Source organism: Aeromonas sp., from assembly GCF_050633025.1.
In the GTDB taxonomy this organism is placed as follows: Bacteria; Pseudomonadota; Gammaproteobacteria; order Enterobacterales; family Aeromonadaceae; genus Aeromonas.
Window position 1 is genome coordinate 1 of sequence record NZ_JBODRQ010000106.1, and the last position, 12,256, is coordinate 12,256.

Sequence of the window (12,256 nt, forward strand, 5' to 3'; positions counted from 1 at the left end):
ACAAATTAAGCGGTTACCATAACTGTAAACAGAGGTATCTTTTCCTGAGCTGCAATCACCTTGTGCCGTCTCTATAGCATCAGCTAGGCATATCATTGCTGTCGTAGCCCAAGTTTGGTCCCGTATCGTGAGATGGGCTAATGGCCTAATCGGTGGGGTATTATTACGCTCTTGTTTGTTGTGATCATCTGTAAATGCCGCTGGTATCCATCCTAGATTTCTATCTATAATCCATGCTTCGCTTTTTGCAGCGGGAACAAGTTCTAGCTTATGCAAATCTCTTCCTAATTTTAGCTGTTGCCCCCACTTATTTGCCTCATATTCAATAGCTATAGTGGATGCGTCAAGAGATAGTGTATCAGCATACCAATTAAAGCTTCTTATGTATGAGTGCGTTTTTTTCCAAGCCTGTGAAATAACTACTGGATCAGTTAAGTAATTTATTTCAGGTTTAATTGATTGATACTTTTCTGAGATGAATTTCATGATTTTAATTTTTCTGTTAAAAGGTTTTTAATATTGACAATGATTTTCATTGTTTTCGTAAATGAAGGGCTATAGGTCTGATTAGCGAAGCGTAATCGGACGTTCGAGAAATAAGGTGTTATTACGGTGAAATACTCACTATCGGGCCTTCAATATAAAGCCGTTTCCCAATTGGGATATCTGCCGCTTGCCGTTATACCCACCATGATTTTTTTCACCTATGCAACCATGTTGATGGTGCTTGTTGCATAGGCGCGACAATCTGATCTCGCCATGGGGTGGGCGAGGGGCTGACTCTGAGCTAACAACCCGCCCGATCTTTGCCACGAATAGGCTGGGGTGTGTTACCGCGGTGCAATGCGCTGCGCTTGGTGCACCCTACGCCTGTTAACCGGCCTCGGGGCGGCGGGTTGGGTGTGTTGCCCCCTGTTGTTCGCCGAGGTGAGCACGTTTGTCCAGGCCGCGAGGCAGGACGCCGAGCGAGCGCCGCTGGGCCATGGGCCAAACCGGTATTGGACGAGCAACGCTCGTCCCGGTTTGGCGCAAGGACATGGATGTCCGCAGCGGACTTTGGCCGACACCATGGATGGTGGAGGTCAAAGCCCAGCGGCGCGTGCCGTGGGACAAACGGGTGAACCGAGGGAACCCGACGAAGGAGGGCGAACAAGTGGGGGTGGCCGCTCGATTGGTGACTTTTCTTTGGCCACGCAAAGAAAAGTCACTCGCCAAGCCGCGCAGCGGCGGCGAAACCCCGTCGAGGACGGAGTCCTCGCGTCCTGCATGGCGAAGCCATGCCAATACCTTGTTACAGGGCAAAGACGTTACCGACCCCCTCACCCTAACCCTCTCCCGCAAGGGGAGAGGGGACGGTTACCGCGGACGATTACGCTTCGCTAATCGACCCTACTGGCGAAGCCGTGCCAATACCTTGTTGCAAGGCAAAGACGTTACCGACCCCTCACCCTAGCCCTCTCCCGCAGGGGGAGAGGGGACGGTTACCGTGGACGATTACGCTTCGCTAATCGACCCTACGCTAAAGTCGCTACCGCCCCTGACTGTCGCTACCAGATTGCGCCGTTGACCATTGATCTCGGAAAAGGGGTCAACAGACGCCCGTCGCCATATTACGGAGCCAGAGTGGTCTTATCTATGGTTTTGATGGGCTAACTATCAGAAAAGAGTGATTTTTTGCGCTGGCACAAATTTTTTATTAATGAGTGATTGGTTAATGGTTGTCGGGGCTTGGTCGTGGCAGGGCGGTGGGGTGACGCCGCGAGAGGAGTGCAAACGGTAAAAAGAGGGGAGCGCAAACGGAAAAAAGCGAAGGGGCCCGCAGTGGGCCCCTTGTTGTTGGTGTTTGGCGCGGAGCCGCTATTTGGCGGCGGGGGTTGGGAAGTATTTGCTGTGCAGCAACGGGTATTCGCTGCTCGCCAGCACCTGGGTCAAGCCGGTCTGGAACTCCTTGACCAGTTCGTCGCTCACCGGATGGCTGAAGGCGAAGCAGAACTGCTCCGAGCTCAGCACCCACTGCTCCTTGAAGCGGGCGGGGTCGAGTTTTTGTTCGACGATCAGCTGCTCCATGGTGGTCTTGTTGGTGGAGACCAGATCGACCCGGCCGGAGGTGAGCATCTTGAGCGCCTGTGCCAGCCGGTTGGCGGCCATCAGTTTGGTTTCGTCAAAGCCGTTGTTGAGCAGCAGTTGCTCCCCCACATCGGCCCGCACCGCGCCGATATTGAACGCCTTGGCATCGTCGAGCTTGGTGATGGTGATATTGCGATCGGCCAGCCCCACCAGCACGATCTCGGCATATCCGATGGGGCAGGCCCACTTGAACAGGGGGCCCCGCGCCTGGGTGCGGGCGGTGGAGAAGAGCACCGCATTGGGCTTTTGGGTCAGCAGGTAGTAGCCGCGCGCCCACGGCATGATGGTGATGGGCTGCGCTGGCGTATTGGTCTTTTTCCACACCAGTTGCAGCAGCTCGACCGCGAGGCCGGTGGGGGCGCCGCTGGCATCGGCGTAGTTGTAGGGTTTGTACTCTGCGGTGATGTAGTGCAGTTTGCCGAGCTCAGGACTCGCCTGTGCGAGGGTGGCCAGCAGCGCCCCGGCCAATCCAATCCATGGTTTCATTTTTGCCATCCTGATCAAGGGAATATCTGCTCAAGTGTGCTCAGACTTGCCGATTTCGCCAAGGCGATGGAGCATGTTTGGCAAAAAAGCGCGAGGGGCGGCCGCCATCTTGCGCCCTATGTCGGCGGTGAGCGGGGCGTTAGCGCAGCGGCAGCTATCTGGCTTGCAGGGCCGAGCACGCTGCAGAGCAAACGGCCTTGATGCTGAAAGAGGGCGGCCTCACCATAGGGCACCTGACGGCGCAAGGGGGGAGCAGAAAAGTGGCAACAGAGGATAGTATTGCCATATCCGTATTGGGACCTCTGGGTGATCACCACTCTCTTGAGTGTGACCATGAACAGAGTAAATAGCCGCTCACTGCCGTTACCAGCGGGCGCGGATCTGCCCGATGGGCTGGTAGGCCTCATCCCGCAGCCTCACCAGCAGGGTCTTGCCATCCCCTTGCAGCCGGAATTCGCCGTAGCGGGCCGCTTCGTACTGCTCCCCCGTGCCCTCTTCAAAGAAGTAGGCATCGGGGCCGATCTGCCACTGCCGCTCGCTCTGGTGCACCTGCAATAGCCGCTCATCGCTGGCGAGCCGATCCGGTTTGCCATCGGCCACCAGAGTGGCCACCTGATGGGCATCGAGGCGGATCACCAGGGTGTCGCTGCCCTTGTCTTGATTAGCACGGGTGTCGCGGCTGGTCAGCTCGCGGGCAATTTCATAGTTGAGCCGCATGTAATCCCCCTGCATCAGGGAGCGGGGATCGACCGGGGCGAGCCGCAGCAGCACCACTTCGCCGCGGCTCATGGCGTGCTCATAGCGCCAGACGGTGGCATTGATGCCTGCCAGGATGGCGAGGCCGCTCAGCAACAGGGCGAGCTGTCGGGTGACGGGGTTCATGAGTCGCTCCTTGCCGCAAAGGTAGTGAGTAGCTGGCGGGCACCCAGCAGCAGGATGCCGGAGCCCAGCAGCAGCCAGGATTTGGTCATCAGGGTGAGCCCCAGATCGTAGTAATAGAGGGAGCCATAGCCGAGCAGCAGCAGGGCCGAGAGGGTCATCAGCCCCAGACTGCCGGCATAGAAGCCGAGGATCAGCACCAGTGCGCCCGCCCCCATGCCGGGGATGATGGCGCTGATCAGCACCAGTGGCAGGCCAAACAGCAGGGGGAGCCTCAGCTTCACCATCACCGCCAGCAGCAGGGCGGCGCAGATCAGCGGATTGAGCCAGAGCGGCAGGCGCGATAGCCCCAGTTCGTCCAGCACGCTGCTGCCGCCATCCCACAGCGGGTGGTGCAGACGGCCCAGCACCAGCAGCGAGAGGGCCAGCCCCAGCGTGATGGAGTGGTAGAGATGGTGGCGCTCTGGATCCCTATCTGCCCGCAGCCAGCAGAAGGTGATGGCCGCCATCACCAGCGGCAGGGCCAGTAGTTGCAGCCCGAGGCAGGCGAGGCCAAGGGTGAGCAGCAAGGCCGCCGCCACGCTGTGAAACAGCCGCACCAGCCAGTGATCGAACAGCACGGCGATGGCGAGGGACAGCAGGCACAACCCAAACCAGAGCAGGGCGTGATGGAGATCAAGCTGATCGAGCAGGCCATAGAGCAGCCAGGCATCAGCTGCTAGGGTAAGGGCCAGCACGAACTGATCCCAGAGATCGCCGCGCTGGCTGCGATTAAGGGCGTAGGCCCCCGCCAGCAGCACGACCCCGAGCAGCAGGGCGCTGTTGGCCTCGCGGGTCAGCTGCTCGAAGGTCATAAAGAGAAAGAAGAGCAGGAACAGGGCGGCAATCCAGCCCACCAGTCCCAGCATAAAACGGCTCGACCAGTGGGGCTGGGTGTCACGGGGCATCTCCCCCTCCACCAGATTGGCCTGTTGCAGCGCTTGCCAAAGGGTCAGATCACTCATGAGACCTCCGTTGTTGTTGCAGCCAGCGGGCGGCGGTGACAGAAAGGCCGATGGCAATCAGGCTCAGCAGCAAGAAGCCGTTGATGTCGGGCTCCATCCACTTGCCCAGCGCCGCGAGGATGACGGCAATCAGGCTGAGGCACCCCATGGCGAGTCCGGCGATAAATCTGTGGTGCCACAGGGCATAGGCGGCGGCGAGCCAGCCAAGCCAGAGCGGCCACACCAGCGCAGAGGCGGCATCAAACAGCGCCAGCAGGGTGAGCAGGGTAGCCCCCAGACCTGCGGCCAGACCCGCCAGCCAGCTTGGCATCAGGCGCCAGCGGTTTGGCGCCAGCAGAAGCAGACCCCAGAGGGCGGCGTTGAGCAGGGTAAGGCACCAGCCCAATCCCTCTTCATCGAAGGTAAAGAAGAACGTAAACAAACCGAGCCGCCAGTAGAGTACCAGCGCCAGCTGGCCGAGCAGCCAGCTTAAGGTCCAGAGCAGGGGACTTTGGCCAAATGTCGCCAGTGGCACCAGCATCAGCGCCCAGGTGGCGAACAGCTGCCAGGGGTCGGCGCCGGTCTGGTAGGTCTGGCCCACCAGCGCCAGCAGGGCGCCGATATTGAGGGCGATAGCGAGCAGCAGCGCCTGACGGGGGGTCTCCCCCAACGGTTTGCGCCACAGCAGAAGCAGCATGGCGAGCAGCGGCGCCTCCAGCAGGGCGAGGCGGGAGACCCGGCCCAGTTCCTGCCAGTTGAAGGCGACGAAGAAGATAAGGCCAGCCCCGATACAGAGGGCGCCGAGCCAGAGCAGCAGCCGGTCAAACAGCCACTGCCAGCGCGCCGGATGGGGGGGAAGATCGGCGAGGGTCAGGGCGTCCGCCAGCTTCTCTGGCGCCAGCCGTCCCTGTTTGAGCCATTCGAGAAGCGTCTCTCTTGATACGTTGTGCATGGGGGGACTCCACGAGGTTTGGCCCATTATGACATGGCTGCCTCATTCCCGTGCAGTGGCAGCTTGCGGCTGCGACAACGGCTGTTACCGGAGTGATGGATACGGGAGCAAAAATGCAAAAAGCCCTCCGAAGAGGGCTTGCGTAGCAGAGGTGGCCAGAGTGCCGCTAGACGAAGATAAGGGTACTGACCCCGAGCCCGACAAAGAGCAGGGCGCAGGCGATGCGGATCCCCTTGAGCGGCAGCTTGTCCGCCCCCAGCTTGCCGATCAGCACCACTGGCACGTTAGCCAGCATCATACCGAGGGTGGTACCGGTTACCACCTGAATGAGGGAGTCATATTTGGCGGCCAGCAGCACGGTGGCAATCTGGGTCTTGTCGCCAATTTCGGCAATAAAGAAGAGCACGAAGGTGGCCATAAAGGGGCCGTATTTATCCAGCGAGCTCTCCTCGTCATCCATCTTGTCCGGCACCAAGATCCAGATAGCCATGGCGATAAAGGCGGCTGCGACCAGATAGGTCATCACCTTGGGATCGAGCCAGCGGCTGATAAACTCGCCAATCCAGGCAGCGCCCGCATGGTTGAGCAGGGTAGCCGCCAGCATGCCGGCGATGATGGGCCAGGGCTTGCGAAAACGGCAGATGAGCAGCAACGCCAACAGTTGGGTTTTATCGCCGATCTCGGCAATGGCAACGCTGAGGGTTGAGGTTAACAAGGCTTCCATAAAAATGACCGGGGGACGGAATTGTTATAACCAAAGACAAGCCTGCGCCATCCGTCCCCGGTATTGGCACTGGCCCGTCAAAGGTCTTGTCAAATCCATGGCTGGCATGGATCACCCTGACCATGGTGATTTGGCACCAAGTATGTTGATCAGGATCGCAAACCGGTATTCATGCAATGGATGGCACCGGCGTGCGAGACTACTCCCCCTCAATGGGAGCGGGCATTCTAGGGAAAAACCGCATAGGTGACAAGGGGATCAGCCACCCACCAGCTTGACGCTGAAACCGGCTTTCTCCAGTTCGGTCTTGATCAGCTCCCGTTTGTCCCCCTGGATCTCGATCACCCCCTCCTTGATGCCGCCACCGGTACCGCACTTTTTCTTGAGCAAAGTGGCGATTGTCTTTTGCTGTTCGGCGGGGACGCCGTGAATGGTGATCACCCCGGCGCCCTTGCGTCCCTTGGTCTCGCGGCGCATGCGCACCACTCCATCGGTGGGGAAGGGGGAGGCGGATTGGGGAGCGCTCTGCTCCTTGATTTGACCGCCATCTGTGCTGTAAACAAGGCGGCTGTTGCTGTCGTGATTCATGGGATGACTTTATGGGTTAGCTAAGCGAAGTTTGATTTTACTCAAATAAAAGTTGAAGACACAGCATATAATCGTCAAAGTAAAAGAGAATTATTATTGTTTAACTTCAGGAGTCAGTCATGGTACTCACGCAGTTGTCACCGGGGCAGAGTGCTCGCATCAAGAATATGAACCAGCTGACCCGGCCGCTGCGTCGCAAACTGATGGTGATGGGGCTGCTACCTCAAACAGAAGTTATCTATCTGCGTTCAGCCCCCTTGGGGGACCCGCTCCAGATCCAGTGTCAGGGGATCTGTCTCTCCATGCAAAAGAGTCTGGCCCAGCAAATAGAGGTTGAGCCAGTATAGGTCGCCAGTTTGGACAAGGTGTCCGGTTGCCAACACGACCGAGGTAGAACCACTCAAGGGGCTTTCAGGCTGCCGAAAAGGGTTCATAAGCGTAGACGTCGAACCTGCATAATCTGCATGTCAGCTGCAATAAGTGACGGGTTCCAAAAGAGAATCAAGGTAGAGCTGGTATGAATTATTCCCTCGTCACAGTGGGTAACCCCAATAGTGGCAAGACTTCCCTGTTCAATGCCCTGACCGGTGCTCGCCAGCAGGTGGGTAACTGGAGTGGTGTCACCGTCGACAAGAAGATGGGTGAGTTCAGTGCGGGTGAACATCACTTCAAACTGATGGATCTGCCCGGCATCTATGGCCTGGCGGGTCAGGATGGCAGTCTGGACGAGCAGATCGCCAGCCGTTTTGCTCAGGGCCAACAGCCCGACCTGCTGCTCAACGTCATCGACGCCGCCAATCTGGAGCGCTCCCTCTATCTCACGCTGCAACTGCGCGAACTGGGCCTGCCCATGGTGGTGGTGCTCAACAAGCTGGATATCTTGCAAAAGCGCCGCATCGTCATCGACGAGAGCAAGCTCGGCAAATCCCTCGGTTGCCCGGTGGTGGCCCTCTCTGCTCACAACAGCAAGCAGGTTGCCGCCTTCAAGCAGCAGATCCGGCAGTTTATCGGTGAGCCGCAAACGGCCTTGCAGCTCGATTACGGCCACGTACTTGAACAGGATCTGGCAGAGCTGGAGACCCTGTTCGCCCCGCATCACCTCACTACCCGTGGCCGCGCCCTGCGCCTGCTGGAAGAGGATGCGGTGATGCAGGAGACCCTGCTGCCCGGTCAGCAGGCGGCCGCCGCCAATGTAGTGGCTCGCGCCCATCAGGGGCAGGATATCGACCTGCAACTGGCGGATATTCGCTACGGCCATATCCACCAGTGGGTACAACAGGCTCGTCAGCAGAAGGGCAAGCTCACCGAGGCCCAGAGCGAGTGGCTGGATCGGGTGCTGCTCAATCGCTGGATTGGCATCCCCTTCTTTCTGTTTGTCATGTACCTGATGTTCCTGTTTGCCATCAACGTTGGCAGCGCCTTTATCGACTTCTTCGACATCATGGGCGGCGCCCTGTTTGTCGATGGGGTGAACCACCTGCTGGGGCTGGTCAATGCCCCCGAATGGCTAGGCGCCATTCTGGCTGATGGCTTTGGCGTCGGCTTGCAGACCGTGGCCACCTTTATTCCGGTGATTGGTTGCCTCTATCTGTTCCTCGCGGTGCTGGAGAGCTCCGGCTATCTGGCCCGCGCCGCCTTCGTGGTGGATGCCCTGATGCGCCGCCTCGGTCTGCCGGGCAAGGCGTTCGTGCCGATGCTGATGGGCTTTGGCTGTACCGTCCCCTCGGTGATGGCGACCCGTACCCTCAACTCCGAGCGGGAGCGGCTGATGACCTCCGCCATGGCCCCCTTCATGTCGTGCGGTGCCCGTCTGCCGGTTTACGCCCTGTTTGCGGTGGCCTTCTTCCCTGAATCAGGCCAGAACCTGGTGTTCGGTCTCTACCTCATCGGCATTCTGGTGGCGGTGCTCACCGGCCTGTTGCTGCGCAGCACCCTGCTGCCGGGCAAGAGCGACTCCATGCTGATGGAGATGCCGGATTACGAGTGGCCGCGTCCGGTCAACGTTGCCATCAAGACCTGGCAGAAGCTCAAATCCTTCGTCTTTGGCGCCGGTAAAACCATCGTGCTGGTGGTCGCCGTGCTGAGCGTACTCAACTCGCTGGGTACCGATGGCAGCTTCGGTCATCAGGATCAGGAGAGCTCGGTGCTGAGCAAGTTAAGCCAAGCGGTGACCCCGGTGCTGCACCCCATCGGTGTACGCGATGATAACTGGCAGGCCACGGTCGGTATCGTCACCGGTATCTTCGCCAAAGAGGCGGTGGTCGGAACCCTCAACAGCCTCTACGCCGGTGGTGGCGATGCAGAGGAGGCGAGCGAGTTCTCGCTGGTGGCCAGTTTCCACGAGGCGATCGATGCCGTGGCGGCCAATCTGGCGGAGATCAACCCGAGCGACCCCATGGGGCTTGATGTTGGCAACCTCGACGACCAGAAAGCTGCCGCCGAGGCGCAGGAGGTCGATGTCTCCACCTACGGCAACATGCAGACCCACTTCGACGGGGCGGCCGGTGCCTTTGCCTACCTCTTGTTCGTGCTGCTCTACATGCCTTGCGCCGCCGCCATGGGGGCCCTGGTGCGGGAAACCGGTCGCCAGTGGGCGCTGATGACGGCGGTATGGTGCAACTATATGGCCTTTATGTGCGCGACCCTCTTCTATCAGGTCGCCACCTTTGCCGCTCACCCGGAGCAGAGCCTGTTCTGGATCGTCAGCTATGGCCTCTCTCTGGTGCTGCTCTGGTGGGCCGGTCGCCGTCACGGTGACATCGTTGCCCGCAAGGTGGTGACCTTATGATCCTGCGCGAGCTGGGGGATTACCTCGCCGCGCAGCAGAAGGTGAGCCGGCGTGATCTGGCTCGCCACTTCCACACCTCGGAAGATGCGGTTGAGGCCATGCTCGGCGTCTGGATGCGCAAGGGGCGGGTCATCAAGCGTGAAAGCCGTGTCTGTGGTGGCAGTTGCTGCGGCAAGAGCGAAGAGGTGATGTTCGAGTGGTGTGACGCGGGCCAGATTGGCATCAAGATCCGCTAAACGACTACCCAACCTCATCACCAAACATCGAACAATAAAAAACGGCAGATCCTGCGCAAGGGTCTGCCGTTTTTATTGCTGAAAACAGGCGGGATCAGGCGCTCTGGCGAGCCTCGCTCAGCAGTGCCAGCGCCGGTTGGGCGTTGTCCGGCATCAGCCGGTAGGCCTTGTGGTGCTTGACCAGGGTGGTTTTCTTGTTGCCCTGACTCAGCAGCAGACCGTGCTTGAAGGCGGCCTCGGCCAGCACCTTCTCATCACCGCGCACATAGAGGGTGAGGGGTTTGACAAGCTCACCGCCCTCGATATGGCCTTCATATTCGCTGTGGCTTACCACCAGACTCGCCTGACCGCCAGATTGCAGGCGCAGCTTGGCGTTCACCTCGCTCTCGGTCAGCACCAGCCAGCCTGCCGTTGCCAGCTCCTCCAGCAGGGCCGCCAGCTTGGCACCCAGCTGCTGTGGATTGGTCATGGCGCACTGGTATTGGAAGGCGATGCGCTCCAGTAGCCCCTTGAGATCGGCACCCGCGCCCAGGGTGCGGCCAAGCTGCACCCAAGCTTTCAAATCTTCCATCACCAGACGGGAGAAGCGCTTCTCCTTGAGGGAGTCGGCCATCCAGGTGCAGAGAAAGTGGCTCTCTTGGGCCGGAGTGCGCTTGCCCGCTTTTTGCTCGGCGGTGCGGGCCAGTTCGGCCAGGCTCTGGGTGGCCATCTCGAGCAGGGCCTGATTGTAGGTCTGAGAGGTCATAAGCAATCCTTGAGTTGACCACCAGGGGCCAACACCGATGACAGAGATGGCAAAGGCGCCAGTGGCGCCTTTGCGGTTCAATAGAGCAACTGCCCGCCTTATTTCGGCTGACGGGGCTTCTTGGCTGCAGCCAGACGCTTGAGGCGCTGACCCTGCAGCTTGGCTTCGGCCATCACCTGGGCCACGGCGTTATCTTCACGCTGCGGGCGCTTGCCGAAGCGACGACGCTCCTGCAGCTGTTTGATCAGCTCGTCACGGCTGCTCACCTCATAGCCAGGCACCATGATGCGACGGATCTTCTGGCCGATCAGGGCCTCGATCTCCAGCAGGGTGCGCTCCTCTTCACGGCTGACGAAGGAGATGGCCATGCCGCGCTTGCCGGCACGACCGGTACGGCCGATGCGGTGCACGTAATCTTCCGCCAGGAACGGCAGATCATAGTTGACCACGTATTCCAGGCTCGGGATATCCAGACCACGGGCGGCCACTTCGGTGGCGACCAGTACCCGTACCTTGCCTTCCATGAATTCGCGCAGGGCACGGCGACGGTTGCCCTGGGCCTTCTCGCCATGGACCACGGCGGACTTGATGCCGTCGAGGTTCAGCTCCTCGACCAGCACATCACAGCTCTCGCGGGTACTGGCGAACACCAGCACCTGCTGCCAGTTCTGCTTGCCAATCAGCTCTGAGAGCAGCTCGCGCTTGCGCTTCTGCTCGACCGGATAGACGGTGTGGCTGACGGTGTCGGCGGTGGAGTTCTGCTTGTTGACGCTGACGATCTGCGGGCGATCCAGCATCAGGTTGGCCAGCTTCTTCACCGCATCGGAGAAGGTGGCGGAGAAGAGCAGGTTTTGACGGGTCTTGTTGACCGCTTGCAGGATCTTCTGCACATCGGCACTGAAGCCCATATCGAGAATGCGATCCGCTTCATCCATCACCAGACACTCGACGCCGGAGAGGCTGAGGTTGCAGGCGGTGAGGTGCTCCAGTAGACGGCCCGGGGTGGCCACAATGATGTGAGCGCCCGCTTTGAGCTTCTTGGCCTGCACGTCCTGCTTGCCACCGCCGACGATGGTGATGGTGGTGATATCGAGATACTTGGCGAAGTCATTGATGTTGCTCGCCACCTGAGCCGCCAGCTCGCGGGTCGGGGTCAGGATCAGCACCCGGGCGTTGGAAGGCTGGACCGGCGCTGGATTGTCTACCAGACGCTGCAAAATGGGCAGGGCGAAGGCGGCGGTCTTGCCGGTACCGGTCTGGGCGCTGGCCAGCACATCGCGGCCACGGCGAATGGCCGGGATCGCCTGTTGCTGCACAGGGGTCATCTCCTGATAACCGCAATCTGAGACAGCACGCAAAATCTCGGGGGCAAAATCGAACGATTCAAATCTCATAATGGGTTCCTGTGTTCCAGCTGGGCTGTGTTTGGCTTGGTTAGCTCGGCATGAGCGAGACGGAGGTTGTAACCACCGACGGCTGCGCCTGACATCAAGTCAGAGAGTGAGCCGGAAAATGGCGGGCGCGAAGTGTAACAGATAGACGTCACAAATTCTGCCTCAAATGGTTGTCCTTTTCTCATCCTTTGTGGTGTGAATGGCGGTTGAAAGTAATCATTTGACTCCCAAATGCCAAGCCAGGAGGTGTGGGCTAACGGTTTTGGGCAAGGACGAAAGGGATATCGATGGAACTGGAAGAGCTATTGTCAAATCTGGTGTATGGCGTAGGTCAGGCGGCATTCCTGTCTGACT

The 12,256-nt window shown here is 59.4% G+C and carries 11 protein-coding genes and 1 pseudogene; 3 read left to right on the forward strand and 9 right to left on the reverse strand.

Annotated features, from left to right (window positions below):
• From ACRAUW_RS13610 to ACRAUW_RS13640, 7 genes and pseudogenes are all read right to left on the reverse strand, one after another.
• A pseudogene (locus tag ACRAUW_RS13610) lies at positions 1 to 486 on the reverse strand (hypothetical protein); the annotation flags it as partial.
• Between the two features lie 1,371 nt (positions 487 to 1,857).
• On the reverse strand, positions 1,858 to 2,613 hold the full coding sequence (locus tag ACRAUW_RS13615) for a substrate-binding periplasmic protein (protein ID WP_431362704.1): 756 nt from the start codon (positions 2,611 to 2,613) through the stop codon (positions 1,858 to 1,860).
• Positions 2,614 to 2,976: 363 nt separating this feature from the next.
• Entirely contained in the window at positions 2,977 to 3,495 is a 519-nt protein-coding gene (locus ACRAUW_RS13620) for a GDYXXLXY domain-containing protein (protein ID WP_431362705.1), read from the reverse strand.
• Positions 3,492 to 4,496, reverse strand: a complete 1,005-nt coding sequence (locus tag ACRAUW_RS13625; protein ID WP_431362706.1) for a DUF4401 domain-containing protein — start codon at positions 4,494 to 4,496, stop codon at positions 3,492 to 3,494. Before ACRAUW_RS13625 ends, ACRAUW_RS13620 begins: the two co-directional genes overlap by 4 nt.
• A complete protein-coding gene (locus tag ACRAUW_RS13630; RefSeq protein WP_431362707.1) occupies positions 4,489 to 5,427 on the reverse strand; it encodes a DUF2157 domain-containing protein in 939 nt (312 codons plus the stop codon). Before ACRAUW_RS13630 ends, ACRAUW_RS13625 begins: the two co-directional genes overlap by 8 nt.
• Before the next feature lie 166 nt (positions 5,428 to 5,593).
• On the reverse strand, positions 5,594 to 6,151 hold the full coding sequence (locus tag ACRAUW_RS13635; protein WP_431362708.1) for a TMEM165/GDT1 family protein: 558 nt from the start codon (positions 6,149 to 6,151) through the stop codon (positions 5,594 to 5,596).
• Between the two features lie 258 nt (positions 6,152 to 6,409).
• Complete coding sequence (locus tag ACRAUW_RS13640; protein ID WP_431362709.1) at positions 6,410 to 6,739, reverse strand: translation initiation factor; 330 nt, start codon at positions 6,737 to 6,739, stop codon at positions 6,410 to 6,412.
• 119 nt (positions 6,740 to 6,858) lie between these two features.
• On the opposite strand from ACRAUW_RS13640, the gene ACRAUW_RS13645 reads away from it, so the two are divergent.
• From ACRAUW_RS13645 to ACRAUW_RS13655, 3 genes are all read left to right on the forward strand, one after another.
• Positions 6,859 to 7,086, forward strand: coding sequence for a FeoA family protein (locus ACRAUW_RS13645; protein WP_042034533.1), 228 nt, complete (start codon positions 6,859 to 6,861; stop codon positions 7,084 to 7,086).
• A gap of 170 nt (positions 7,087 to 7,256) precedes the next feature.
• Entirely contained in the window at positions 7,257 to 9,527 is a 2,271-nt protein-coding gene (gene feoB / locus ACRAUW_RS13650) for a Fe(2+) transporter permease subunit FeoB (protein WP_431362710.1), read from the forward strand.
• The gene (locus ACRAUW_RS13655; RefSeq protein WP_005350974.1) at positions 9,524 to 9,763 is read left to right on the forward strand and encodes a FeoC-like transcriptional regulator; all 240 of its coding nucleotides are present in this window, start codon (positions 9,524 to 9,526) and stop codon (positions 9,761 to 9,763) included. The genes feoB and ACRAUW_RS13655 overlap by 4 nt, the downstream gene beginning before the upstream one ends.
• 94 nt (positions 9,764 to 9,857) lie before the next feature.
• Here ACRAUW_RS13655 and ACRAUW_RS13660 read toward each other — a convergent pair whose 3' ends face one another.
• Entirely contained in the window at positions 9,858 to 10,508 is a 651-nt protein-coding gene (locus tag ACRAUW_RS13660; RefSeq protein WP_431362711.1) for a DUF2913 family protein, read from the reverse strand.
• 98 nt (positions 10,509 to 10,606) lie between these two features.
• Positions 10,607 to 11,902: a DEAD/DEAH box helicase gene (locus ACRAUW_RS13665; protein WP_064341970.1), complete on the reverse strand. Its 1,296-nt coding sequence runs from the start codon at positions 11,900 to 11,902 to the stop codon at positions 10,607 to 10,609.
• Positions 11,903 to 12,256 lie beyond the last annotated feature (354 nt).